24 protein-coding genes and 3 pseudogenes are annotated in these 24,194 nt (G+C 45.2%); 13 read left to right on the top strand and 14 right to left on the bottom strand.

Annotation, left to right across the window (positions count from 1 at the left end; all coding sequences use genetic code 11):
• Window positions 1-164: 164 nt before the first annotated feature.
• The 3 genes from BVG16_RS00140 (at window position 165) to BVG16_RS00130 (ending at window position 3,298) form a co-directional block, all read left to right on the top strand.
• Window positions 165-1,496 carry an ABC transporter substrate-binding protein gene (locus BVG16_RS00140; protein ID WP_078496454.1) on the top strand — a complete coding sequence of 444 codons (1,332 nt, stop codon included), beginning with the start codon at window positions 165-167 and terminating at the stop codon, window positions 1,494-1,496.
• Window positions 1,497-1,572: 76 nt separating this feature from the next.
• Window positions 1,573-2,454 (top strand): carbohydrate ABC transporter permease, encoded by an 882-nt coding sequence (locus tag BVG16_RS00135; protein WP_078496452.1) that lies wholly within the window; start codon window positions 1,573-1,575, stop codon window positions 2,452-2,454.
• A 16-nt stretch (window positions 2,455-2,470) separates the two neighbouring features.
• Complete coding sequence (locus BVG16_RS00130) at window positions 2,471-3,298, top strand: carbohydrate ABC transporter permease (protein WP_078496450.1); 828 nt, start codon at window positions 2,471-2,473, stop codon at window positions 3,296-3,298.
• 57 nt (window positions 3,299-3,355) lie between these two features.
• Here BVG16_RS00130 and BVG16_RS00125 read toward each other — a convergent pair whose 3' ends face one another.
• The 7 genes from BVG16_RS00125 to BVG16_RS00095 all read right to left on the bottom strand — a co-directional run bounded on the left by BVG16_RS00125 (window position 3,356) and on the right by BVG16_RS00095 (window position 11,141).
• On the bottom strand, window positions 3,356-4,051 hold the full coding sequence (locus BVG16_RS00125) for a copper homeostasis protein CutC (protein ID WP_078496448.1): 696 nt from the start codon (window positions 4,049-4,051) through the stop codon (window positions 3,356-3,358).
• Window position 4,052: 1 nt separating this feature from the next.
• The gene (locus BVG16_RS00120) at window positions 4,053-5,507 is read right to left on the bottom strand and encodes a leucyl aminopeptidase family protein (RefSeq protein WP_078496446.1); all 1,455 of its coding nucleotides are present in this window, start codon (window positions 5,505-5,507) and stop codon (window positions 4,053-4,055) included.
• Window positions 5,508-5,525: 18 nt separating this feature from the next.
• Window positions 5,526-7,001, bottom strand: a complete 1,476-nt coding sequence (gene pepV, locus BVG16_RS00115) for a dipeptidase PepV (RefSeq protein ID WP_233146852.1) — start codon at window positions 6,999-7,001, stop codon at window positions 5,526-5,528.
• A 14-nt stretch (window positions 7,002-7,015) separates the two neighbouring features.
• Entirely contained in the window at window positions 7,016-8,029 is a 1,014-nt protein-coding gene (locus BVG16_RS00110) for an asparaginase (RefSeq protein WP_078496444.1), read from the bottom strand.
• Between the two features lie 26 nt (window positions 8,030-8,055).
• Window positions 8,056-9,216: an ROK family transcriptional regulator gene (locus BVG16_RS00105; RefSeq protein ID WP_078496442.1), complete on the bottom strand. Its 1,161-nt coding sequence runs from the start codon at window positions 9,214-9,216 to the stop codon at window positions 8,056-8,058.
• Window positions 9,217-9,407: 191 nt separating this feature from the next.
• Window positions 9,408-10,136: a sugar isomerase domain-containing protein gene (locus BVG16_RS00100; protein ID WP_078496440.1), complete on the bottom strand. Its 729-nt coding sequence runs from the start codon at window positions 10,134-10,136 to the stop codon at window positions 9,408-9,410.
• Window positions 10,137-10,178: 42 nt separating this feature from the next.
• Window positions 10,179-11,141, bottom strand: coding sequence for a BadF/BadG/BcrA/BcrD ATPase family protein (locus BVG16_RS00095; RefSeq protein WP_158081577.1), 963 nt, complete (start codon window positions 11,139-11,141; stop codon window positions 10,179-10,181).
• A gap of 212 nt (window positions 11,142-11,353) precedes the next feature.
• Between BVG16_RS00095 and BVG16_RS00090 the strand changes: the two are divergent.
• Both BVG16_RS00090 and BVG16_RS00085 read left to right on the top strand, forming a co-directional pair.
• Window positions 11,354-11,866: pseudogene (locus tag BVG16_RS00090) on the top strand (DUF444 family protein); the annotation flags it as partial.
• Window positions 11,866-12,039, top strand: a pseudogene (locus tag BVG16_RS00085) (SpoVR family protein); the annotation flags it as partial. The pseudogenes BVG16_RS00090 and BVG16_RS00085, both read left to right, overlap by 1 nt.
• Window positions 12,040-12,103: 64 nt before the next feature.
• Here the strand turns inward: BVG16_RS00085 and BVG16_RS00080 are convergent.
• From BVG16_RS00080 to BVG16_RS00065, 3 genes are all read right to left on the bottom strand, one after another.
• Window positions 12,104-12,406: a LexA family protein gene (locus tag BVG16_RS00080; RefSeq protein ID WP_078496435.1), complete on the bottom strand. Its 303-nt coding sequence runs from the start codon at window positions 12,404-12,406 to the stop codon at window positions 12,104-12,106.
• 236 nt (window positions 12,407-12,642) lie between these two features.
• The gene (locus BVG16_RS00070; protein WP_078496431.1) at window positions 12,643-12,840 is read right to left on the bottom strand and encodes a hypothetical protein; all 198 of its coding nucleotides are present in this window, start codon (window positions 12,838-12,840) and stop codon (window positions 12,643-12,645) included.
• Window positions 12,841-12,923: 83 nt separating this feature from the next.
• Window positions 12,924-13,130: a ribbon-helix-helix protein, CopG family gene (locus tag BVG16_RS00065; RefSeq protein ID WP_078496429.1), complete on the bottom strand. Its 207-nt coding sequence runs from the start codon at window positions 13,128-13,130 to the stop codon at window positions 12,924-12,926.
• A gap of 119 nt (window positions 13,131-13,249) precedes the next feature.
• On the opposite strand from BVG16_RS00065, the gene BVG16_RS33625 reads away from it, so the two are divergent.
• Window positions 13,250-13,372 (top strand): hypothetical protein, encoded by a 123-nt coding sequence (locus BVG16_RS33625; RefSeq protein ID WP_269845566.1) that lies wholly within the window; start codon window positions 13,250-13,252, stop codon window positions 13,370-13,372.
• 447 nt (window positions 13,373-13,819) lie between these two features.
• Window positions 13,820-14,032: a hypothetical protein gene (locus BVG16_RS00060; protein ID WP_078496427.1), complete on the top strand. Its 213-nt coding sequence runs from the start codon at window positions 13,820-13,822 to the stop codon at window positions 14,030-14,032.
• Window positions 14,033-15,008: 976 nt separating this feature from the next.
• On the opposite strand, the gene BVG16_RS00055 is transcribed toward BVG16_RS00060, so the two are convergent.
• Entirely contained in the window at window positions 15,009-16,871 is a 1,863-nt protein-coding gene (locus tag BVG16_RS00055) for a terpene cyclase/mutase family protein (protein WP_078496425.1), read from the bottom strand.
• A gap of 192 nt (window positions 16,872-17,063) precedes the next feature.
• On the opposite strand from BVG16_RS00055, the pseudogene BVG16_RS00050 reads away from it, so the two are divergent.
• Window positions 17,064-17,201 (top strand): annotated as a pseudogene (locus BVG16_RS00050) (RCC1-like domain-containing protein); the annotation flags it as partial.
• Between the two features lie 202 nt (window positions 17,202-17,403).
• Here the strand turns inward: BVG16_RS00050 and BVG16_RS33940 are convergent.
• The gene (locus BVG16_RS33940; RefSeq protein ID WP_078496423.1) at window positions 17,404-17,655 is read right to left on the bottom strand and encodes a MerR family transcriptional regulator; all 252 of its coding nucleotides are present in this window, start codon (window positions 17,653-17,655) and stop codon (window positions 17,404-17,406) included.
• A gap of 807 nt (window positions 17,656-18,462) precedes the next feature.
• Between BVG16_RS33940 and BVG16_RS00035 the strand changes: the two genes are divergently transcribed.
• From BVG16_RS00035 to BVG16_RS00020, 4 genes are all read left to right on the top strand, one after another.
• Window positions 18,463-18,690 (top strand): hypothetical protein, encoded by a 228-nt coding sequence (locus BVG16_RS00035; protein WP_078497228.1) that lies wholly within the window; start codon window positions 18,463-18,465, stop codon window positions 18,688-18,690.
• Window positions 18,691-19,225: 535 nt separating this feature from the next.
• Complete coding sequence (locus BVG16_RS00030) at window positions 19,226-19,894, top strand: TetR/AcrR family transcriptional regulator (RefSeq protein ID WP_158081575.1); 669 nt, start codon at window positions 19,226-19,228, stop codon at window positions 19,892-19,894.
• A 117-nt stretch (window positions 19,895-20,011) separates the two neighbouring features.
• Complete coding sequence (locus tag BVG16_RS00025) at window positions 20,012-21,067, top strand: alpha/beta hydrolase (protein ID WP_078496418.1); 1,056 nt, start codon at window positions 20,012-20,014, stop codon at window positions 21,065-21,067.
• 584 nt (window positions 21,068-21,651) lie between these two features.
• Window positions 21,652-22,176 (top strand): spore coat protein, encoded by a 525-nt coding sequence (locus BVG16_RS00020; protein ID WP_078496416.1) that lies wholly within the window; start codon window positions 21,652-21,654, stop codon window positions 22,174-22,176.
• A gap of 146 nt (window positions 22,177-22,322) precedes the next feature.
• Here the strand turns inward: BVG16_RS00020 and BVG16_RS00015 are convergent, their stop codons facing one another.
• Together BVG16_RS00015 and BVG16_RS00010 are read right to left on the bottom strand one after the other, a co-directional pair.
• Complete coding sequence (locus BVG16_RS00015; protein ID WP_053435337.1) at window positions 22,323-22,898, bottom strand: dihydrofolate reductase family protein; 576 nt, start codon at window positions 22,896-22,898, stop codon at window positions 22,323-22,325.
• Between the two features lie 264 nt (window positions 22,899-23,162).
• On the bottom strand, window positions 23,163-23,489 hold the full coding sequence (locus BVG16_RS00010) for a GNAT family N-acetyltransferase (RefSeq protein WP_078496414.1): 327 nt from the start codon (window positions 23,487-23,489) through the stop codon (window positions 23,163-23,165).
• Window positions 23,490-23,714: 225 nt separating this feature from the next.
• Here BVG16_RS00010 and BVG16_RS00005 point away from each other — a divergent pair, with 225 nt between their 5' ends.
• The gene (locus BVG16_RS00005; RefSeq protein WP_078496412.1) at window positions 23,715-24,140 is read left to right on the top strand and encodes a DUF3888 domain-containing protein; all 426 of its coding nucleotides are present in this window, start codon (window positions 23,715-23,717) and stop codon (window positions 24,138-24,140) included.
• The last annotated feature ends 54 nt before the right edge of the window (window positions 24,141-24,194 follow it).

The raw sequence follows: 24,194 nt of genomic DNA, 5'->3' as shown, positions 1-24,194 counted from the left end.
GTTAGACCTGTCGAGGATTTGCCCAGGATGGATGGAGCATAATGTTAAAAATTTTACTGTACGCGTAAAGATATTACGTTCAAAAGTGTGATGCAAGTCACTTATAATGACAATAATTCACCAGTAACACCACACATACGCAAGATAATTGGGGAGGTTTTTATATGAAAAAAAGAGCGCTTACAATGATCCTTACGTTAATCTTGGCCGCTTCAACCCTGCTATCCGGCTGCGGAACCAAAGAAAACAGTGCACCATCTGACGGCAGCACGGGCAGCGAATCGAAAAGCGGTGACAAAGTCAGTATTCGAATTCTTACACGGATTGCAGGCACAGATCCGAAATCCCTGGCCTTTCAGTCCCTGATCAAAAAATTTATGGAAGAAAACCCGAACATTACGGTCGTCGATGAATCCCTGAATGATGAAGCCGCATTCAACAACAAATTGAAAACGGCTGTGGCAACGGGGAACGTACCTGAGATTTGGATGAACTACGGCGGCGTTGCTTTTAAAGATTATGCGAAAAACATCGCATTGGATTTGCAGCCGGTCATCGATGAAGACAAGACTTGGTCCGACGCATTTTTGCCTCTGTTCGGCACATGGCAGTTCACCGATTTCCCGGGTACCTATGGCGTTCCGAATGAATTCTACAGTGTAGCTATCTATTACAATAAAGAGCTGTTCCAACAAATCAATGCCGCACCTCCTACCACGATTGAAGAGTTCGAAGCCGTAGCGGAGAAATTTAAAGGAATCGGTGTTGTGCCGATGGCTATGGCCGATAAAGATAACTTCCGCGGCGGTCACTTGCTCACCAATCTCTCGCTGAAAAAATACGGGTTCCAAAAAACCGAGGATCTCATGAGCGGCACGGCGAAATGGAACGATCCGGATATGGTGTCCCTGCTTGAATTGATGAAGAGCTGGCAGGATAAAGGTATTTTCGGCAAAAACATGAACACAACCGATGGCAACCAAATTACAAGCATGTTCTTAAGCGGCAAAAGCGCGATGATGTTTGAAGGCGTATGGGCGATTTCCTCGTTGGCTTCATCGCCGCTTGCCGATAAAATCGGTGTTATTCCGTTCCCAGGCTTCTCCGACAAACCTGACTTTAAGGATAACTGGTTCGGCGGCGCTGGCGGGTATTCCGTCTCCAAAGCGGTCGAAGGCGCAAAGAAAGACGCGACCATCAAATTGTTGAAATACCTTACGTCCGTAGACGCTTCTAAATTATTTTTGCAAGAAACCAAAGGCGGCGTTTATCCGGTTAAAATGGATATCGATCCGGCTTCCCTGGATCCCGTAACCGCTGAATATATTAAAGCCCAAAGCACGGCGAAAGATTTCAAAGGCGAAATTGAAGAATACAGCCCGATCATGCAGCTGCAAGACAAAGTAAGAAATGAAATTCAAGGCATGTTCGCAGGCAACGACGCACAAAAAACAGCCGATACGATTCAGAAATTCGTCGAGTCCAACACGAAATAAACCCATTTACGTCATGCCTGCCTTCCTCTCATACAGGCAGGCATGATGCATTTCAAGATGTCAGGAGGAAACCAAGATGGTCGGCAGAAAACCGTATTTCACTGCAGCAATCTTCGTATTGCCGGCATTGCTTCTATACACCCTTGCGTTTATCGTTCCGATTTTCCAGACCGGTTACATGTCCTTTTTTAGTTGGAACGGGATTAAAAATGTCGCACTCGAATTTGTCGGATTTCAGAATTACAGTGAAATGTTCCAAAAGCCAGAGTTCTATCACGCCCTTAAAAATATCGGTGTGTTCATTCTCGCTTCCTTCCTATTGATTCTGCCTGCAGCCTTTTTGCTGGCGCATATCGTAACAAGTAAGTTAAAAGGCAGACGTTTCTTCAAAATCGCCTTTTTTATGCCTTCTGTTCTCCCCCTTACCGCGGTCGGTTTGATGTGGCAGTTCCTTTTGAAAGGGGATGGCGGTCTCGTCAATATGATTTTATCCGCCCTCGGGGGAAGCTCACTTACGAGAGATTGGCTGGGGGAACCCTCCATTGCCATCTATACGGTTGTCGTTGTGAACGCGTGGATTTACTGTGGATTAAATATGATTATTTTCGCCAGCGGGATGGTGGCGATTCCAGAGCAGCTCTACGAGGCGGCGGCCATGGACGGGGCTGTCGGTCTTAAGAAGCTGATATATATTACGGTTCCGCTCATGAAGGAGACGCTCAAGATCTTCTCCATATTAGCCGTTACGCAGTCGCTCCGGGTGTTCGGACAAATCTTCGTCATGACGGGCGGGGGTCCCAATGGGGCGACAGATGTGCCGACGACGCTCTTATACTATGAATCTTTTAAATACAACAACTTCGGTATGGGAAATGCCATTGGCACGTTTATTATCGTCGCGGCTCTCTTATCGACTGTCATCCTCAATAAACTAATGAATACGAAGACGATTAAATAAGGCAGGTGACCAAACAATGACGATCGGCTCCAAAAAAATAACGGTGTATGTCTTTTCATTGATTTGTGCCGCCGTTTTTATCTATCCGTTACTTTTTTCTGTTCTATCTTCCTTCAAAGATAATAATGAAATCTATAATACCGTGTTCTCCTTGCCTCAAGTATGGCTGTGGAATAACTATTCCTTAGCCTTCTCGACCGCACATATTGATCGTGCCGTTCTGAATTCCTTTTTCTATGCGGCAGGCGGAACTGTATTGACCTTGCTCCTGGGAACAATGACCTCATTTATGCTAACGCGGTTTTCGTTCAAATGGAATAATACGCTTTACATTTATTTCATCATGGGGCTCATGATTCCGGTGTATTCGCTTGTCATCCCGATTTCCAGAATGATCGGCTCCATTAACGGCTTTAACAATTATCTAATTATGATCATTCTATATGCAACTTTTGGATTGCCATTGACGATCTTCCTCATCACCGGCTTCATGAAAGGCATTAATAAGGAAATCGATGAATCCGCCGTGATGGACGGTTGCGGCCCGTTTACCCTGTTATTTCGAATTTTGGCGCCGTTAACGATGCCAGCAATCTCCACCGCTGGGATTCTGGCCTTCTTCGATATTTATAATGACCTGATCTGGAACGTGATCATTATCAGCGACCGTAACATGTTCAATATCTCCATGGCGCTCATGTCCTTTGTCGGCGAACGCGGCAGCTCGCAGATGGGACCGACGTTCGCAGGCATCATTCTCACCATTATCCCAACCATTGTCATCTACCTGCTGTTCCAAGAAAAAGTCGAGTCTGGCTTAAGTGCTGGGGCGGTGAAAGAATAATCTGCCGACAAAAAGGCGACCCGCATCTCCTAAGCATGCGGGTCGCCTTTCTGCATCTTATCTGTGATATGACTTTAATACTTGTTGGATCGCAGCAACCCGTTCGACATCCACGGGAGCTGTAGATTTGCCGTTCTCGCGAACAGCAGATCCGAAATGCACTTCGCGGACACCCGTGTGTTCGATAAAGGCTTCCAATCCTTCCCGCGCTAATCCATAACCCGCGAGAATCTCAATACCGTACTGTAGCGATGCTTCCACCAATCGTTTGATTTGCGGCATCGCTTGCGGTGCCGGCGCTGTTCCGCCGGAAGTGAGCACACGTCGAATCTGAGGGAACTGCGATAATAATCCAAGCGCTTCGACTTGGTCCTCCACCTCGTCGAAAGCCCGATGGAAGGTGACGTCCATCCCTTCCGCTTCTGCCAGCAGCCGATGCATGATATCGACATCAATACGATGCGCTTCTGTCAAAGCTCCAATCACGATACCTCGAGCGCCCGCCTTCTTCACAACGCGAATATCCGTTAACATCGTACGAAAATCCGCTTCGTTATACGTAAACGATTGGCTGTGTGGACGAATCATCACCTGAACGGGGATATGAACGGACCCGACCACAGCTTCGATTAACCCTTGGCTTGGCGTTAACCCGCCTTCCGCAAACCCGGTAATCAATTCGATCCGATCGGCTCCGCCTTGTTCAGCCAAGACCGCATCCGTTAACGTTGTGGCAATGACTTCTAGAATCATGCTACATTCCTCCTTGCATGTAAGATGCCGAGCGCTCCATGATATAGTCGGTTAATAACCTTGCCCCGTACCCTGTCGCTCCCGGTATATAATGTCCGCACGCTGCGTGGGCTTGCACGGTATTCGCCATGTCGATATGCACCCAACGTTGGGATGGATCGACAAAATGACGCAGAAACAACGCCGCCATAATTGCCCCGCCATACGGGCTGGAACTATTATTATTCAAATCTGCATAATCGCTTTTCAAAAACGTCTCATATTCATCTATAATCGGAAGCGGCCACAATCGATCCCCGCTCTTCTCCCCTGCACGAATCAGGGCATGACTGAGTCCTTCATTTCCGAAAATACCCGCGATGCCTAAGCCGAGCGCAACGCCGATCGTGCCGGTTAATGTCGCCAATTCAACAACCTCTTGTGCTCCGATACGGTGAGCATAGAGCAGCGCATCCGCCAGCATCAATCTGCCCTCTCCGTCGGTATTGCCAACCTGCACAGAGATGCCGTTAGGATACTGGATAATGTCCGAGGGCAAATAAGCGGCTCCGTCCGGTACATTCTCTGCAATCACAAGCAACGCGACCACATTGGTCTTCACTTCCAACTCCATCAGTATGTCCATGGCTCCTAGGACAGCTGCCGCACCGCCCATATCAAACCGGGCATCGCTAATGTCTTTGCCTGATTTGACATTCATACCGCCCATGTCAAAGGTAACTCCCTTGCCCACGAGCGCCGTCAACGGCAAGGAAGGATCTGTGCAATAACGCAGTTCTACGAAAGCAGGCGGATGCGGGCTTCCTTGCCCTACAGTGATGAGCCCTCTCATTTGCAGCTGTTCAAGTTGTTCCCCGCGGTAGACTCGAAGTTGTGCTTTTCCCTCGGCATAGTGGGCTTGAATACGCTCAACGAATGAATCCGGGTTCAACTGGTTCGCAGGTTCGTTAACCATCTCCCGTGTGAAGATCGTTCCCTTCGCACGAATTCGGCCTGTCATAATGGCCTCATCTATCTCAGAACTTGCATCGACGTGCAGCTGCATCTGCTCGATAGTCCGGACTGTTTTCTTCGACTTATAAGTATCGAACACATACGTGCCCAACAACCAGCCTTCCACCCATGCGGTAATCAATGACGCCATCGTGAGCTCATTTGCGGCGAGCACTTGAAGCGCCTCGAGCTTTACCCCAACGGAGCGGACGCCTTCCCGTTCAGCAGCACGCCCCGCGTTTCCTGCCGCCTCACGAAGCCGTTCCGCTTGGAAGTCCGTTCTTTTCCCCATGCCAACAACGAGCAAATGTTGTTCTCCACGTTGCCCGAAGAACCATGTCGTTTGACCTCTCTGCTTCATATGAGGACGTACCTCATAAGCTAAATGATGCGCGAGATCTTCTTCGAATAACGGATAAATAAGTGTGTCAACCGTCTGATCTTGACCTGCCACGATATGCATTTCGATTCCTCCCCTTCGTTACTCCTCTAAATTGGCCAATTCGTACATTGCACGCGCATAAATTACCGTAGCTGTCAGGATATCGTCTACAACCATGTACTCATCCCGTTGATGGGCCGTGGACTCCTGACCCGGAAATAGGGGTCCGAATGCAACCCCACTCGGAATGTGCGCGGCATAGGTGCCTCCGCCAGTCGTTAACAGCGCTGGTTCCAGCTGCGTTTCTTCCGCATAGATTCGCTGCATGCGATGAATCATCGGATGATTGCGATCTACATGATGCGGTTTTTTTATATTCGGCGGTTCGATCGCAAACCCATAATTAGCGGTGGCCTCGGCGATTTTTGCCAATATCCGATCCTCATGATCGGTTACGGGAAACCGAAGATTGATGTGGAAAAAAGCTTCACCATCGACTTCAAATTGCATGATTCCTGAATTGATTGTCAGCGGTCCGGAAATATCGTCTTCGTAGGCAGCCCCCAGCCGTTGACCTAGGCAATCCTCGAACAGGTAGGTGTCCAGGCAAGCGACATAACGATCCGCATCCGATTGGAACGAAGCTCCCCGCAGGAAATGGATCAATTCCAACCCTGCATTCACACCTTTTTCCGGCTCCATGCCATGGGCCGATACCCCGTTCACCGTTAACGTAACTTGTGATACAGCCGTGTCGATATTAGCGTGGCATGCACGCTTCCGGGATGCGAAAAAGGATTGAAAAGCTTCGGCTAACGACGATAGCGCCTGTTGTTCGCCCCTAATGACCGCTTGCGCCGTATCCGGCACCATATTGGCGATACCGCCCGCATGGAATGTGAGCAGCGAGAATCCTTCATCCCCGGCTGTCTCCCGTTCCTCGGAAGGTTTCATAACAATCTTCGTATTGATCTGCCCCTTCTCTGCATGCACGATCGGGAACTCTGCATCTGGCGCAAACCCAATTGCAGGGAGCTTCTCCAGCTTCTTGTAATGCTCCATGCACAGATGCGTGTTCTCTTCATCCGTGCCGAAAATTAAGCGAATGTTAGACTTGGTCTGCAAGTTCAATTCTTGCAGTAGTCTTAAGGCATAAAAGGAGGCCATCGTAGGCCCTTTATCATCGATCGCCCCACGAGCAAAGAGCTTGCCTTCGCGAATCGTCGGTTCGAAAGGCGGGGAAGTCCAGCCTTCACCTGCCGGTACAACATCCAAGTGACACAGCACCGCGATATGCCGTTCGTTCCTTGCATCGCCAAATTCGGCATACCCGACGTACCCATCCAGGTTTTTCGTGCGAAACCCTGCCTGTTGCGAAAGCTCCAGCATATAGTTCAAAGCCCGACCTATCTCGCGTCCCATCGGGTGGCCTTGCCCCATCGTCTGCTCATCCTTTACGCTTGGAATACGCAAGAGCCCTTTCAAATCTTCGAGCAAATCATTCCTTCTATGCTCGACTTCAACTCGCCAATCGATGGTATTGGCAGCGCTATCAAGTGATTGTTCATCCTGCATCGTAGATCACCTCCCTATTCATTTTGCTGGCGAATATCGAATGTTACGCGGTTCTCTCCGACAAGTCGCTGGTTATCGTTACGAATCTCCGAAGGCGTAAGCGCATATAGCCGCGCAATGGTCTCCTTATTCTCGTAACCGATTTGCTCCAAGATGGATGCCACAATTGTCGGCCATACCAATTCAGAGCCGTCAATCACTTTGAGCGCAAATGCCATACGCTCCTTCTTCAAGCCCACGCCATATACCCCTTTGGCGCCGCCTTTCGCGACGATATTCGGATCGCGCAAGAGTTCGGAGCAAATGAATTCGTGGCTAGCAATAATATCTGGATTTTCATTCATCCATCCTGCGACTTTCACGACAGCTGCGCGAATTTCTGCATCTTCGATCAGGTCAGGACAAGCCAGCTTCAGGTATCCAATCGCTAAATTTTTGAGCGGCAGGGCATACACAGGAAAACCGCATCCATCTACGCCGATCCCGATTTGCTCCTGCGGGTATTCCGTTAAATAAGCGAATACCTTCAAAATTTCCTGTTGCAAAGGATGCTCCGCTTCATAGTAGTTTTCTAAAGGGTACCCCAAATGTTTACAAGTGGCTAGGACACCGAAATGTTTGCCTGAACAATTGTGATAGATTCGGCGTTTCTCTTCGTTATGACGGAGAAGCTCATATTTCGGCGCATCATTCAGCGGGTACGTCGGTAAGACAACCAGAGACTCTTCATGCAAGCCGGTTTTCTCCATGATCGACTGAAGGCCTTCAATATGATAGGTTTCCCCGCGGTGGGATGCCGCGAACAAAGCAGCCTCTTTGCTGGTTAGCCCATAGATCTCGTCAATGCGATGGAGAGCTGCGGGAATCGCTTGAAACGGCTTTGCTGCCGAACGCAAAAACGTATGATGCTCAGGATCGCCAACAGAAAATGATACCTCGCTCTGCTCATCTACGCCGCATACGACGCCAAAATGAACATTTTCTAAAATTCCCCCGCGATCTTGCTCTACCAGTGCCTTATAATTCATAAGAACTCCCCGTCCCTTCACTTCTTTTAATGGGTTACACGAAAAAATTTCTTCTGCGCCAGCATCCCCGACCCGAGGACGACGCCTTCAACTTCTAGACTCGAGTAATGAATGTCAAATGAATGCAGTAGAGGTTCCCAGATCATCGCATGCAATTCGCCCTCATCCATAAACGTCCGAACCTCATGGAACTTCTCCACGATGTCGCCGCTCAAGATGATACTGTCCGGATTGTACATGCATAGAATATTATTGATCGTCACGCCCATATAGACCATCGCTTTGCGAACGATCTGTTCGGCCCATACGTGACCGCTTCGCGAAGCTTCGAACAACTCCGGCAGATTCGTAATACTGCTGTACTTGCTTGCCTCCTTGAGGAGTGCTCCTTCGGCGATATATGTCTGCAGACACCCAACCTTCCCGCATTCACACGTCGTTCCCATGGGATCGATGACGGTATGGCCGATTTCACCCGCGCTATTATTTTCGCCACGATAGATTTCGCCTTCGATAATCAGGGCTGAACCTACGCCGCTCCCAAATCGAATCAATGCGGTTTTGCGGGAATGGATCGCTCGACCCTTCACATGCTCCGCGAGTGCTCTGGCCTTTAATTCATTGTCGATGACCGTCTCATACCCTAAATGCTCATGAAACAATGCAGCTGCAGGGACATGATGCCATCCAAGCTGAGCAGACAAGATCACCACGCCGCTTCGATGGTCTATAATGCCCGGAATTCCGACACCCACGCCAATCACCTTCGCAGGATCTATCTTTTCCTCATCAAAAAGTTGATCTAACGTACGCTGGATGTGCATGACCGTCGCTTCAGGTGTCTCGGTAGGAATGCGTTCGTATTCTTTCAAGACAACGAGTTCACCATCCAAATCCATAATGCCAATCCGAAACCTTGTCTTATCCAGCTCGATCCCGATGGTCAATACCATCGCGCGATTTAACGTCAGCCATGCAGCCTTCCGCCCGACGCCCGATGTCACGGATTCCGATTCCAGTACATACCCCTGCTCATCCAACTCTGCGACGATCCGGCTCACGGTGGTGGGACTCATCCCAGTCATGCGAGCAAGTTGCGCCCGCGAGACGGGAGCATGATTTTTAATCAGATGGAAGACGGTATCTCTATTTTTCCGCTTGATATAATCCTGATCGTGCTTCTGCATTTCAGCCTCCTCAATTAATTTCTCCAGTGGTGTTATTAATATAAAATGATTTCCTATCCCTGTCAATTGGTAGAAATGACAGAACTTTGCGTACAAAAAAAGAAGCTAGCGTGCACATCCCTAGCCTCTTAATCATCTCTCATATCCATCGAAGTTTTTATGTTATCCGCATCCAGATGTATCGTCTATTTTTAATAGCCATGTTCCGCATAGGTCTTCTCTTGCTTATCATTATAGTCCCATCCGTCCGCGTAATTATAGCTCTTGTAAACGGAAGGAGTAATCCCTTTCGCAAGCAGTTGTTCAATGGATTCTGCCGTCACGGCCCACATGATATAAGCCGCGGATAAACCCGACGCCGGAAGAATACCTGTCTCGATTCCCTCGACCTGCAATAATGCGTCACCTAGCGGAGCACCGTTATCCAACACAACGTCCCCTAATTCAAACAACCGTTTACCGGAAGAATGCATCGATTTCACTTGAGAGGAGTATGTCAGCGAAGTTAGCACGATTAACGTAATCCCCATTTCCTTCGCGGCCAGGGCAATATCGACCGCCTCGACACTTTTGCCTGAGACGGAGCCCATGATCAACACGTCTCCTTCATGCACATTCGAAGCACGCAGGAAATATTCCCCCAACCCTTCCATGGACTTATTCTTGCCGTATAATTCTCTGGTTCGTATCGGATTATCAATTTGGAGGGAAACACGGAGCGGCTTCATGAGCAATAATCCGCCTGCACGACGAATGAGCTCGTGGTCGACAATATGTCCTGTATCATACAAATGTACACCTCGGCCTTGGGCTGCTGCTTCTGCAATCTTCGTGGCTGCACGGACGATGCTCTCTCGTTGGGTCGTTCGAATGTTCTCCTGCAATTGTTCGATCGCTTGGAAATAACGGTCCATTAACATGTTTTACTCCTCCTTAAGGTGATGAAGATAAAATATTCCGAACTACCAATCGGTTCTGTAAATCATGGCGTCATGCTGCATGAACTCCGCGATAACTCTCTCCTGCTCCAACTTTTCCTGTTCCTGCGCAAGAAATTGAGCGAATAACCCTCCCATGACAGGTTCGAACGCAGGAATGCAAATTCGAGCTCCGGGATATCGTTCCAGAACACACTGCGTAAACCGGTCATGCATAGGCCGTGCACCTTTCCACACGCTGCCTGCCAACATGACAATTGGATTTTTATCCTCGGGCTGTTGTTGTAACATGGCGTTCGTCTGTTCGGCTAATTCTTCTCCTGCCTTCTCCAGAATTCGTATCGCAACTCCATCGCCTTGCTTCGCGGCTGAGGCAACCAGTCTGGCAGCGGAAGCTATTTTGCGGCGCGAATACGATGGAAGGTAGATTTGGGTAATGAAATCCATCTTGCTGGACAGCTGCCACTCGTCCCGGAACATTGCCTGTAATATCGTGGCTGGGCCTCGCTGTTCATAACATTTCAGAACCGCCATGATCGCATCCCGGCCGATTTCATAAGCACTTCCTAAATCACCGAGTAAATGTCCCCATCCTCCGATATGCACTTCCGTTCCTTCTTGAATACCGAATACGCCAGAGCCTGTGCCAGATAGCGCTACGATGCCCGTCTTCTGCTGCACACCAGCTAATAATGCCATGCGGCCTTCGCTTAACCACTGCGCAGCATTCACCTGTACTCGCTTACGCAACTGTTCTATAAATATGTCCATAGAAGCCGGCATCGCAAAATACACGTTTTCCAGTTCGATTCCTTCGTGCCCACGCAGGCAAGGATCCAGACAATCCGCAATGGACCTGATAATATTTTCTTGTGAGGTGTAGTTAATAGCCTGTCCGCTGCCATAAGCAATCAATTGGAATTGATCATTGAATAGAATCGCCGTAAGCTTCGTTCCGCCACCATCGGCACTCAAGTAATATTTCACGATAAACCCATTACCTCCCTTGAGGTGTAGCATGGATACAACTGAACTGTGAAATGTGCTGATTACCTTCGAATTTTGTACGTGCGTATTCATCTAGAAGAGGTAGAGAGAAGAAAAAAATGAGAAGAAGTCTGGGTGTGGAAATATCTTCAAATACACCTGTATTATAGCGAAGACCCGCATTCCGTTCAATACTTTTTTCGGTTCATTGTGAGACACCCATATCCATGGGGAGCTTCGAAAAATATTGCGCGCGCAGCTTCTTTTTCTGGATGACTCGATTCTTGCGCCAGCAGTATGAGAAGGTCGAAATTGTTTTCATCGCCCATCATACCGAAGCCAAGGAAGTCACCGAAGAAGAATTCTTCACGCGTGGGGAGAGCGGGGGAACGATCTGTTCATCCGCGTATCTCAAAGCCATTGAAATTATCGATCGCCGTTATCCGCCAGCCAATTATAATATTTATCCATTCCACTTCTCCGATGGTGATAACCTGACGTCCGACAATGATCGGTGTGTGAAGCTGATTGGCGAATTGCTGAAGCGCTGCAATATGTTCGGCTATGGCGAAGTGAACCAGTATAATCGCAGCAGTACACTCATGTCAGCCTACCGGCACATTAACAAAGAGCATTTTATGTATTATGTGATCAAAGAAAAGGGAGAAGTCTACAAAGCGCTCAAAACCTTCTTTCACAAATCACCGGAAGGAGCTCGAAAATAATGGATAAAGAAATCTCACAATTAGAATACGCAATTGCAGAGATCATGGAGATTGCCGACGGTTTCGGGCTCGACTATTATCCGATGCGCTATGAGATTTGTCCCGCGGAAATCATTTATACGTTCGGAGCTTATGGGATGCCAACCCGCTTCTCGCACTGGAGCTTCGGGAAAACAAATATTCAATTATATGAAAAAAGGCAAGGTGTATAAAAAAAATTACACTTTGCCTTATCATTTAACAATTTACAATCACTCTAACGACTTTACCCAAAATCCTGCGGTCATCTATATCAATTATAACTGATGAATAATCTATCAGTATGTATCTTCTGATAACGCGTTTAATTCTGCTTAAAACAACCTGTGAGTTAAGCTTAACTGCAACTATATCCCCATTTTCTATAGTTACATTCTTACATACAAGTATATCATCACCTATTTGAATACTTTTTTTAAAAGGAACTTTAGTTGTAACTTTAAGATAAAACTTATCACCGTTTTCCTCAAGTTTCTTTCCCATTCTATACGCTTCTTTCATATCGTTTTCTTATTTCAGCAAAGCCTAAATAGGATCGTTCCCATGGATCTATCACAACAATTGATTTCATATTACCATCTGCCCAGGTAATGTAATTATCTTTTTCTAAAGCTTTTAACGTTTGGTATACCGTTGGTCTGTTCCTGCCGATCATTAGCTCTAGTTGTTCAAACGTCGGCATCCTTTTATGACTGTGAGAATAATTAAACAGTACCCTTAAGGTCTTACGCTCGATATCAGACAGCACTATTAATCACTGGCTGCCATGCCATGATGCTATCCTCGCGAAATGTCCGCCACTCTCCTGTGCCTTTATCGATGGCCCTAATAATTCCATCCTTGATGCTTGATATGGTAACCTTGCGCTGTGTAAACGCTCCAGACTTAGATAAATATATGATTTCCACAAGTTCACCTACGTATTTCTTTGGCATCGAAATCACCTCATGCGAATATTTGTTCTTATTATAAGGGAATGTATGTTCTTATACAAGGACAAAAAATAACCGCGAAAGCATTAGGCTTCCGTGGTTTTGTTCAGGTCACGCTCTATTTTCTCTTCAATCGCTTCTAGTATGAATGCATTCCTACTCTTATCAGCTTTTTTAGCTGCTTCGTCTATTCGACCTCTATCGCCTTTTTTACTCCATATCTTTATTTGATCATAATTAGCTGCGTTATACTTATCCTTTGCCCTTGTAGATGCTTTTCCTTGCTTTTCCATAGTATCACCCCTCGGCATTATTATAGCACACAAAATGTACTGTAACCAGTATAGATAACTGTTGACATTATACTGGTACCAGTATATAATTAGAGTATGGAAAGGAGGTGAGACAAGCAATGAAAGATTGGGTACAACTTCTAACGGCTCTCATTCAACTCATTACAGCCTACATACTTCTAAGAGAAAGCCGAAAGAAAAACAAAAAAGGAACCAAACGCACGCCACCACGCAAACGTTAAAAGTTCCTCGGAGGGGAGTGGATTCCCCTCCTCCAATCTTAACATAAACGAAATGAAAAATAAATTGGGAGGTATAAGTCATGAATATCGTTACGTGGATCATTATAGTAGCAGCTTTGGCCCTGAGTATCGCAGCATTGGTTCGCTCGTGGAGGGCTCGCAGATGATCAGATTAATTGATTGTAACACTGTCGAAGAATTTACATCCTTACTTGATCTAAAGAAATTAGATTGGTCAAGTCGTGGCGTATGGAACTGTAACAGTCTGGATGTGTTAGGATTCCTTTGGGTCGAGAACGCATTGTTAATAAAAGATTTATAAAGTAACGACTGTCTAACAAGGATACAAAACATAGTTTATGCATGCAATAATTATAGAAGCACTTTGTAGTGACTTTACAAATACCACCATTTCAGCGACAATCTAGCGTAGAAAGGTGGTATTTTATGTCTTGGGATAAAGAGTTACGGATCGCGATCGCGAAGCGGCAACATGTAAAGGTGATAACGATGGACAGAAAGATCACCATGGGGATACCTGAGAAGATCGGTGTACACGGGCTAGTTACGATCAGGTCGCCTTATGAGGTTACTTGGGTACCTATGTCGGAGATTAAGCATGTATCAAGGGTTATAGAAATGAAAAGAGCCTCGGAGTGATCCGGCACATTTAACACATTCTTTGCATAATATATCACGAGATCGTACAGTCACCCCTATAAAGCATGGTTGCCAACTTATGGCGCCGTGCTTTTTTTTTGCACAACAGAATAAAAAGCCTCGGAGCAATCCGGGCTCTTTTCAATGATGGATCATGTAAAGCTCACCTTGATTTAGGAAAACAAAAAAGAGCCTGAGATCTTTGTCCCAAGCTCATACATGTTCAGTTTTTTGCTTTCTTATATCCAGCGGCAACAGCATCTTTCTCCGAACAAATCAACTCCACATTAGTTAACGAGTCATAAGACTTCCCACATGGTAATCAAGATTAGGGCTTACATAAGCTCAAATCAGGAATTTTGCACACGGTAAGTCAGCTGCAGTGACGGCTACCTCGCATCAACGGCTGTTCCCACCAAAGCATGCCGGGCCTCTATGGCTCCAGATTGTTATAACCGGGCATGATTCAACGCGTCCAGGGTGCCGTACTTGATATTCAGCCAAGTACTCAAAACAAAGAGCTGCCCATTAGACAGCTCCATATCACTCTATACGATATCAAAATCCATGGATTAGACTCCACATCCGTCTACGATGGCGAAGATTTTCAGGATCTACGCAGCAATTCATCAGCCACTGGGCTGCATTCTCTCTTTGATCGGGTGTGACCGGCACTCCCAAACAATCGGATAGCCGATCAATCATACCGCAGCACTTACCATGGTCTTTAAAATCTTCATATCGATGGGACCTAAGAATTCCACAAACACGGTGGAAATGCCGAGGGTGCATGAATTTGCAGCGAAACGTTCTCATTAATTGCGGGTCAAGGTATGCCATAATTTCTCCAATTTCTCCTTTCGTATTGATCGTTTTTCTCGCCTTTAAAAGCTTTCTCCGGCTTTGTGACGATTAGCTTAGCATATGTGATCGTTCAGAAATGGACAGGGCTACTTTCTCGTAAAAGTGAAATTGGTTACATGTCGTAGTCTTTGTATTTCTTCATATAATGACTCAAGGTGAGCAAGGGCCAAATATGGGGATAACTGTGATAATGAATATAGAAATGCCCGGGCAGCCCGGCACCAGTTGGGTACGATGATCGTTTGCTCTCCTGCCTGTTCCATTCCATTAACTTGGCCAGTCCTTTATTGATCTCTTCAGTTGGCTGATCATGGATGGCAATTAAGGTATCGAGTGCCCAGGCCGTGTGAACCACCGTAGAGTAGGGAGCAGGAACATACTTTTTGTGTATATCGCTCTTGCAAGACTCACCCCATCCACCGTCCAATTGCCTGATCTTTAACAGCCAGTCAACCGCTTGTTGAATGGTCGGATGATCGGCAGGCATCCCAACTGCTCTCATCCCGGTGACAGCGGCCCATGTACCATAAATAAAAGAAATTCCCCACCGGCCATACCATGATCCATCGTTTTTTTGATTTTTGATAAGCCAGTGTACACTGGCTTGAACCCGGTGATGAGTCATTGCCAACTTTAAGTGACTGCCCAAAAATTCAAGGGTACGACCTGTTACATCCGCAGCAGAAGGATCTGCAGCCGTATCGGCAAAATTCTGTATACGGAATAGGCGAGTTATAGATGGGATGCTGTTCTTTTCAAAGGCCGCCCAGCCCCCATCATCATTTTGCATTCCTAACAACCAGTTAACTCCTTTTCTCCACGCCTCCCGATAGTCTAATTGATGGTCGGCAAACCGCGTAAGCGCCCGCAAAACAGCCTGCGTATCATCCACATCCGGATTTGTCGTGCTGCTTTCAGAAAATCCCCATCCTCCTGCAAGTTGAACAAAAGTGCTTCCTCCCCCCTCCTTTAGTTCTCTTTGCTGAAGAGCAAGTAAATATTGAGCGGCATTCTGAATCATCGGATCTTCTGTCGTTAGTCCCGCTTCCTGTAAAGAATGACAGATCAGCGCCGTATCCCATACCGTAGAAGGAGAGTTCTGAATATGGGCCTCATCATTTATTTGGTATCCATAAGAGGTTAACCCCTGAATGGCATGCTGTATAATAGGAGAATCGGACTGGTAACCGAGAGACAGAAGAGCATAAATCATGAAGAAGGTGGCGCTCGCATAACTGCTGAGAGTACCATCCTGTACTATATTTTGCAGCATATAACGCTCCGCTTTCTTAATTGCCGCCTTAGAGACAGGATTGGCTGGCCAATGTTTCGAAAATACTTGTAACCAACGACCCTTGCTATCAAGTCTCTTGTATTTACGAGTTACAAATAAGTGAGTGATGTCCGGTGCGGATGGCTTCCTTAGCGAGAATTTCCGGTGGCAAAGAATCAATACGGGGGCAAAATGAGTGCGAACATAGGAACTCCATCTGTAAAAGCTAAAGGGGATAAACTTAGGCATATGCAATAAGAATAATGGGGTCGGATAAAAGGCAGGCCAATGGTAGAGATGATTTAAAGCCAGCATGAACTTGGTGGAAATATGAGCATTCTCAACTCCACCGTTACGAAGGATAAAGGCTTCCGCCAGTTGCATATGGCGTTCATGCCGATCTGAATATCCAGAAAGCAGCAGCCCGGTATAAGCCTCGATCGTAGAAGAGAGATGACCTTCATCATCGTCATACTGCTTCCATGCTCCATTCTCTGCCTGTTTGCTCAGCAAGCGTTTACCCAGTAAGGGAATGAGCCTCTTATCTTGGCTGTTAAGGGTGCTTAAGAGAATCATCATATAGGCGTCTGTCACAGGGCCTGTTTCAAAATAATACCTCCAAGATCCGTCTACATGTTGTTCCGTCTTCAGACGGCTGATGCACCGTTTAATTTCTAATTGTACTCTCTCCAGTAATTCCATATTTACACCCCGAAACAGGCGGTTCACACCGTATTTGTCTCATACTATGTACGGTGTGATACTTCGGTGGAGGTTTTCACCCAAGCAGGCTGAATTTCAATCTTTGCCTAGATGAGCAGTGCTGTGGAGGAGAATCTATATGCGTAGGCGTAAAACAGCCCCCACCTGTTTAAAGGAATGGGGGCTGTTTGCGATATTGTTGCGGTTGCTGCGGGTTGCTCTCATACTCTCGGCCTAAAATCGGACGGCACAGTGGTTGCTGTGGGTGATAATGAATATGATCAATGCGATGTAAGCGGCTGGCATGGCATCCAACTGCCAGGCAATTAGTTTTCAAAATTAATAATACATATAAAGCCTTAAGTCGGTAGGACGTCGTGAATACAGGAATGTTACGAGAAGGTATTAAGCTAACAGGACACGATAGTGGAGGGGCTTGCAGCGATGCGGCTCCTCTTTTCTTATTGAAGTAACGGGCAAGATAGTTCAATCATTTGGAAAATTATAAAATATTGTAAATTTGATATTGAAGTTACCGATTATTTGTTTGGATAGGATAACCCTCATTAGCTAAAATTCCCCTAATTGATCGTTTTGAATATAACTCTTTTCGAAGGGTTTTAATTCTCATCAAAACAGCTATAGCCTCAAGATCAAAACATTCCACATCACCTTGTATATGAATAGGTATAAATTCCCGAAAGTCACTGATCCAATTTCCAAGGGTGTGTCTGTTTACATCTAGGCGAGCCGCAAGTTCATACTTGCGTAGATATTGCTTCATAATGATTAATGACACCTACTTTTATTTTTTAACTCAGTATATGTATGAAAACATATTTCTTCTCATTAAGTTGGTTATATTTTGGCGATACACATATGTAACCATACGAAAAAAGTAATATGAACCATGGTACCAACTTGGACGGGTTGCTAATGCATGCCCGAGTGAGTGCCCTACGTATTATTAAGCTAGCGGGACACGTTAGTTCAACACAAACAGCGGAAGACTAGGACTTTATTTACAAGCCCTAGTCTGCCGCTGTTTCATACGTTTACACTTTTTTATATACTTCTGAGTAAACCAATTTTATCAATTCTTGTATCTCTTCTTCTATTAGATACATATAGTATTTTACAACCTCATTCAATTTCACAATTCATTTCCCCCTTTCAACTTGCATGGATAAGCAAATACAGTATCCATGCTTTTTTTGTGCATAATAAGTCATCGAAGAGATCCGGGTTTTTTTTGATAACATTGATAAAAAAATAGATTACATAACTAGTAACAATCATCCAAACAAAGGAAGAGCAGCCTTCATAACATAATGAGTACTCTATAATAGGGAGGTGCTTAAATGGGCGAATTAGGTGGAGGTTTATTTACAAACACAGGTACTATCCTCGTATTGTTCATCTTGTTAGTTATTGTCGCTTGCAGTTGTATGGGTGGTTTCGGTATCTAATTGTGTAGATATAGTACCTTTAGGCCTAATGTCGATAATGTGATATTTTGGGCTCAACAAAAATTGGATTGGGCATATGCTGAAGTATATCCAAACATCGAAAGGATGATAATACTTTGGCAATGACTTATCCGTATAATGCGTATTCGGCACCCAATCCTCATTTTCACAATTTAATGCAGGAAACTTTAACTGTGGTTGAACCATGGGTTCAAAACGGTTTGAGAGAAGCTCAAACGATATCAACCGAACATGCCTTAAGAGAGGCTGCAGCTATCACCTATCTAGTTGGAAAAGGTTACTACCCGCAAGTTGCACATCAGATCGTGGAGTCATGGTGGCATCATTAAAATGAACAGCTTATTAAACAAACTAACCGCCTAATGATGGCGGTTTTCTTTTGCTCAAAATCAACAATCAAGAATAACATAGCCTAAACAAACTAAAATAACCCCACCAGTCGCAGCTAGTGGGGTCTAATGTTGATTTTCAAATAAAAACTTTACTTAGTTAATTCAACTATCGTGTCCCGTTACTTTAATGCAATTCCCTCTTCTTTCGGATTTGATAATCTAAAATGGACTGATAAAGTAGCTTCTCATTGAAATAAATTGAGGCATAGCGCTTTCGATTCAGGCGTATGGCCGCCCGGAAAGATAGTGCGACTAAGCACTCACAAGATGTGTGTGCTTTTTATTTTGTCCTAATCTGTCTAAGGATTGTGTCACAATCAAAAATCAATTACTTTACATGTTGTTAAACACATTTTACACCTTGTATAAAACCAACGCGATATGTAGTATAATTTGATAGTGAAAAAGATTATTCGTTACTTTCATCGAATTTGTTTTAAACGTGTAGTTCATGAGGAAAGAGGTTGAGGATTTGAAGAAATGGGAAGAGGAATTAGACGATTTGCGCATAAAGCGGCGAGATCAGATTTTGGAGGCTGCCAAGGAGATCTTCTTGAAGAAAGACATCGCAAGCATCACGATGGCCCATATAGCAGCCCATGCCGGGGTAACCCGGGTTACGTTATATAATTATTTTAGTTCCATTCACGAGATCGTCTTTGAAATTCAGATTAAAATCATCAATGAGATCACCGGCTATTCTCAGACCGAAGACATTTCCGCCAAGACAGGAGCGGATCAATTAGCGCTCATGATTAACGGCTGGCTTCAGCTATACCATGAGCATCCCGATCATCTTCGATTCATTGCGCAGTTTGACCATTTCTACCGGGATTCCTTCCCTTCCGAGGAACTTCGCGAGCGCTATAAGAAGTCGATGGAAAGCTATGGAGGGAATTTGATAGCCGCCATTGAAAAGGGCATGAAAGATGGATCTATTCTTCTTACTTTTGATCCCGCCCTACTTGGGAGCATGATCTCGCATACCCTCACAAGCATGGTGCTTCGAATGGCAACTCGAGGTCATCTTATTCAAAAGCAATTTGGACTCGATCCGGAGCAAATCCTAACATACTTGATGAATTTCTTATCTCAATTCGTTCGTGCTGAACCTGACCCCTTCGTCTTCGAAGTAGAATGAAGGGCTGCGTAAAAATCAGACTCTCCTTACCAAATCATACATGAGGTTTTCCCTTATACAACTAAACAGCATCTAGAGTCCATACGACACTATAAAATGACTGAAGGAGGCTACCCGATGACACAAGTACAAGTATCCCATCAACGAATAGAAAAAAAGCGCATCTTCAAATTAATTAAGTTTACATTGATTGCTGTCTTGACGATTGTTCTAATTACGGCTGCCTTCACCATCTGGACACCTCAGCCAACCATTTGGCTGGCCCGCTTGCTATCCAGCAAGATCGGTCCGGACAATTTTGGTTCCAAGCCATCCGATCTTCCCGAGCTCATGGTGCAAACTCAGGTGATCTCGGACATCTCATATCCGTCTAAGTACCACGAAAATAAAATCGACCTTTACCTCCCTCAAGGTGATTCGAAGCCGCTTCCTGTCATCATCTTTATCCACGGCGGAGGCTTCGTTATGGGAGATAAATTTATGCCCGCCAACTATTCAAGGGGTTTGGCCTCTGACGGTTTTGCCGTAATATCAATGAACTACGAGTTGGCTCCCGAAGCAACTCTGTTCGATCAAACGAAACAAGTCGGCGAGGTATGGTCTTATTTGCAACATTTGGCTCAGAAATACCCCTTGGACCCATCACGGGTGATTTTTGCCGGTTCCTCAGCGGGGGCTTTCTTGGCCGGGGAGTTTGCCCTGATCCAAACCAATACCGAATATGCTGAGCTCGTGGGGATCCCACAACTCGTGCCGACTAATACAATTAAAGGCTTATTGTTATATAGCGCTCCCTACGATATCACAGCATTTCAGCATAGCGATGCAAAACCCGTGCAACAATTCATGCTCAAGCGTATGGGCTGGGGCATATTGGGCGATAAGAACTGGATGAACAACCCGAAGTTTGATGTCTTAAATCTATCAAAGTACATCACAAAAGACTTTCCCCCTGCATTTGTAACCGACGGCAACACGAATTCGTTTGAAAACCAGGCTAGGGTTTTCGTGGCAGCTCTTCAGGAAAAGGGCGTTCCAGTCACCTCTCTGTTTTTCGACCCCGCCGTGATGAAAGCAGGTCATGGCTTTCAGTTTGATATGGCCTCCCCGGCTAGTATACGTAGCCTGAAGCAGACAAAGGAGTTTCTTAAGGAAGTCATTACCTCTAGCTAAGAGAAAATAACCCGATTCCTCTAAATGCCTTTGTACTATTGAAGCAATTTACTTTCCAACTATAAATGTTCTTGAACCAGTCGAAGACCCTTTTACGAGGGGTTTTGACTTTTTCGGGAGGAATGAATCATACAAAGCCATCACTACCCCTTATGACATTAAAAATCTGAACCGGAACGGACCAACTCAGGTAGCGCTAGTGAAATGTATTGACTGGTTTTAAAGTTGAATCAAAATTTAACGTGTTCACTTATGGTACGGTTCACCGTGTATGTTCTTCAACATTCCTGCCCGTTACTTCAATAAGAAAAGAGGAGCCACATCGCTGCAAGCTCCTCCGCTATCGTGTCCCGTTACTTCAATCACTCATCTTCAATTAATGTTTCTCCCGGTACTTTCTTTCAATAGTCTCTGCAGCTTTTGGATGAACGAACACATTAAAAGGAGAAACTTTCTTTTCATTACCCATCACAGCTAATCTTCGACCAGATACTTTGTAGGCATTAACCCTTTTGCCCGGCTCGCATAAAGTATCGGGAAGTCTATTTTAAAGGCTAAACCGATTTTTATAGGAGGAACGTACGATGTATTCGAATCTAAAGCAGCCTCAACATCATCTCGCATTGCATGAAACGTTGCAATTGCACGAAACGGTCGGTTATTTGTCCGGCCACTTGATCGAGTTAAAAAGGCAGATTCATTCCGTCCAAGATCCGGCGCTGCGCGCTTTATACGTCGAAGCGATCCAAGAAACCGACATGGACTTGAGAGAACTGCTCCTTTTTTATCCGATGGCTCCGACGCCGTTCCGGGATGACAGTGTCCAAGAAATGCCCGGGTTTATGGGGAAAGAGGGCGATATGACAGCGTTTTATGGAGGAAATCTGCTCGCCTACTTTAAATCGTCGATCCGCGCTTATGCGATACCCCTTACGGAATCGGCAACCCCACAGCTGCGCGATGCGTTTCAAAGACATATGAACAGAGTCATTCATATGCACGGAAAAGTGTTCAATTACATGTTGGAACGCGGTTACTACCCGGCGTATGACCTTGGCCTGCTACTTGCGATGGATGTGGCCCACGCGCAGAAAGCGTTGGACATGTAAGGGGCAGTCAACGAAACATTACATCATTCAAAGGGCCCTGCCGGCGAACTAATCTGCCCGTTAGCGGAATAAAGGGCTGCCACTCGGCAGCCCTTACGGTATGAAACTATCGTTTCCCGTTAGCGTAATCACCTTAGGTGACAAGGTCATCTTACCGTCTGGTAAACGAGACCTATGGCTCCAGAATCAAAGGTCTTGTTTTCGATTAGCTTAAGATTGATCTTCTCCTTGAGACCTTGGAATAACGGCAATCCCTTACCGATCAGGACGGGAGAAACCGTAATTTTATACTCATCAATTAAATCAAGCTGCATAAGGTGGTGTGCGAATCTAGGACTGCCGAGGATGACCATATCCTTGCCTGGCTGCTGTTTGAGGTTATTGATCTCTTCCTCGACATCTTCTTTCACGAGTCTGGAATTATTCCATTCGACTTTCTCCAGCGTCGTGGAAAAAACGATTTTGGCTGTCTTTTCGATCCACTCGGCATGATTCCGTTCATGCTGCGAAGCTGATGGGTTCGAAGGCACAGATGGCCAGTAACTGTGCATCATCTGATAAGTCCCACGCCCCCAAATGACAGTGTCGGCAGTACTCAGAATTTCTTTCGCGTGTTTCTCCAAATCAGCATCGTAGGAAACCCAGCCAATGTCCATTTCACCATTCGGCCCTTCTACAAAACCGTCAAGCGATGCGTGCAGAAATAGAACGAGTTTTCTCATTTTCAGTTCTCCTTTGTTCATGAGGGATATCTACATTATACATTTACTACATTTTAGCATAATTCAACTTGGGTTGTTTCTTATGGATTGCTAATCCCAAACCTGCCCGTTACTTCAATAAGAAAAGAGGAGCCGCATCGCTGCAAGCTCCTCCGCTATCGTGTCCCGTTAGTTGAACGACCATCTCATAGAAGATCCCTTACACTGACCCACTGTATCCTGTATCCTTCCATTTCAATTAATGTGCTCTTTGACATGTAGATATTATCTAAACATAATTCTATGACATTCAATTGATTTGCAGTAATCCTCAATATACTGTAAAAGTTTTTGTTCATAATTTTCATGAACAATTACATTCTTCACTACTCCATATGGTCTAAAGCCATGTAAAGGCTGCAAACAAATATTTAACGTAACCGTACCTAATATTTCTCCATTTTCCTCGAATACAAGTAAAAAATTGTTTGGATCCCTTCTAATTGTCTCAATTTGTTCTTCGACTACATTCATTTCCTTTCTGTTTGGCACTAACATGCTATAGAGATCGAATATTTGATCTTTATCTGATCTTTCAGCTTCTCGAATCATCAGATTTCGACTCCTTCTTAAATTGATTAATAAAGATAGTATTCGTTCTCAACGGATTTATTCCCTTTATTTGTAATATCATGCCCATTAGCATAACGCGGTTGCCGATCATGCCGACAGCCGCGTTTTATTTTTTTATTAAGCTATCGTGTCCCGTTAGCTTAATAAGCCACATAAATTAAAGGAGTTGGTAAATAATAACCATAAAAGGAGTCTGTAAATAAAATGAAAAAAATAATCTTTTCTTTTTTTTTATCGCTTGTTCTTGTTTCTTCTTTTCAAACCAATATAGCTTCGGCAAATCAACCCGTTGAGGACTCAGAAGAACTTAGGCTACAGGATATGCTCATGAACTTGCTAACTCCTTATATTAGTGAAGTTCTTGATAACTATTACCGCCCAAATATTTCAAAAACTTTTTCGCCTGAAATTACACCGTGGAAAATTGAAGTAACCGAAACCAAAAGAATAAATGGATTCCGTGGCTTCAAATTAGAAATTTCATTTGAAATTGAGCCGACTGCAGGACACCATGTTCCAGTAGGAAAAGACCGATTAACGTATCGAATTTCGTATGGACCTTCAGTAGAGTTAATTAACCACACCCATTTAGCTACATATGATTTACCTCCTGAATTGCAAAATCCGTGATTAACTATTCGATTAACCTGCCCGTTAGHGCTNDGRYANAGTATHNATSSGYAS

Source organism: Paenibacillus selenitireducens (assembly GCF_002021565.1).
Classification (GTDB): domain Bacteria; phylum Bacillota; class Bacilli; order Paenibacillales; family Paenibacillaceae; genus Paenibacillus_K; species Paenibacillus_K selenitireducens.
Note: the sequence above shows the minus strand (reverse complement) of the source record. Positions and strands in the feature narration are given on the sequence as shown.

What these genes read in the sequence shown, in the direction of transcription:
- BVG16_RS00100 (WP_078496440.1), bottom strand. Translation starts at nt 10,136, where the DNA reads ATGTTAATGGACCGTTATTTCCAAGCGATCGAACAATTGCAGGAGAAC.
- BVG16_RS00020 (WP_078496416.1), top strand. Translation starts at nt 21,652, where the DNA reads ATGTATTCGAATCTAAAGCAGCCTCAACATCATCTCGCATTGCATGAA.
- BVG16_RS00035 (WP_078497228.1), top strand. Translation starts at nt 18,463, where the DNA reads ATGACTTATCCGTATAATGCGTATTCGGCACCCAATCCTCATTTTCAC.
- BVG16_RS00135 (WP_078496452.1), top strand. Translation starts at nt 1,573, where the DNA reads ATGGTCGGCAGAAAACCGTATTTCACTGCAGCAATCTTCGTATTGCCG.
- BVG16_RS00120 (WP_078496446.1), bottom strand. Translation starts at nt 5,507, where the DNA reads ATGCATATCGTGGCAGGTCAAGATCAGACGGTTGACACACTTATTTAT.
- BVG16_RS00140 (WP_078496454.1), top strand. Translation starts at nt 165, where the DNA reads ATGAAAAAAAGAGCGCTTACAATGATCCTTACGTTAATCTTGGCCGCT.
- BVG16_RS00070 (WP_078496431.1), bottom strand. Translation starts at nt 12,840, where the DNA reads ATGCCAAAGAAATACGTAGGTGAACTTGTGGAAATCATATATTTATCT.
- BVG16_RS00055 (WP_078496425.1), bottom strand. Translation starts at nt 16,871, where the DNA reads ATGGAATTACTGGAGAGAGTACAATTAGAAATTAAACGGTGCATCAGC.
- BVG16_RS00010 (WP_078496414.1), bottom strand. Translation starts at nt 23,489, where the DNA reads ATGATTCGAGAAGCTGAAAGATCAGATAAAGATCAAATATTCGATCTC.
- BVG16_RS00130 (WP_078496450.1), top strand. Translation starts at nt 2,471, where the DNA reads ATGACGATCGGCTCCAAAAAAATAACGGTGTATGTCTTTTCATTGATT.
- BVG16_RS00005 (WP_078496412.1), top strand. Translation starts at nt 23,715, where the DNA reads ATGAAAAAAATAATCTTTTCTTTTTTTTTATCGCTTGTTCTTGTTTCT.
- BVG16_RS00015 (WP_053435337.1), bottom strand. Translation starts at nt 22,898, where the DNA reads ATGAGAAAACTCGTTCTATTTCTGCACGCATCGCTTGACGGTTTTGTA.
- BVG16_RS00060 (WP_078496427.1), top strand. Translation starts at nt 13,820, where the DNA reads ATGTCTTGGGATAAAGAGTTACGGATCGCGATCGCGAAGCGGCAACAT.
- BVG16_RS00025 (WP_078496418.1), top strand. Translation starts at nt 20,012, where the DNA reads ATGACACAAGTACAAGTATCCCATCAACGAATAGAAAAAAAGCGCATC.
- BVG16_RS00080 (WP_078496435.1), bottom strand. Translation starts at nt 12,406, where the DNA reads ATGAAAGAAGCGTATAGAATGGGAAAGAAACTTGAGGAAAACGGTGAT.
- BVG16_RS00110 (WP_078496444.1), bottom strand. Translation starts at nt 8,029, where the DNA reads ATGAATTATAAGGCACTGGTAGAGCAAGATCGCGGGGGAATTTTAGAA.
- BVG16_RS33940 (WP_078496423.1), bottom strand. Translation starts at nt 17,655, where the DNA reads ATGAAGCAATATCTACGCAAGTATGAACTTGCGGCTCGCCTAGATGTA.
- BVG16_RS33625 (WP_269845566.1), top strand. Translation starts at nt 13,250, where the DNA reads ATGAAAGATTGGGTACAACTTCTAACGGCTCTCATTCAACTCATTACA.
- BVG16_RS00125 (WP_078496448.1), bottom strand. Translation starts at nt 4,051, where the DNA reads ATGATTCTAGAAGTCATTGCCACAACGTTAACGGATGCGGTCTTGGCT.
- pepV (WP_233146852.1), bottom strand. Translation starts at nt 7,001, where the DNA reads ATGCAGGATGAACAATCACTTGATAGCGCTGCCAATACCATCGATTGG.
- BVG16_RS00065 (WP_078496429.1), bottom strand. Translation starts at nt 13,130, where the DNA reads ATGGAAAAGCAAGGAAAAGCATCTACAAGGGCAAAGGATAAGTATAAC.
- BVG16_RS00105 (WP_078496442.1), bottom strand. Translation starts at nt 9,216, where the DNA reads ATGCAGAAGCACGATCAGGATTATATCAAGCGGAAAAATAGAGATACC.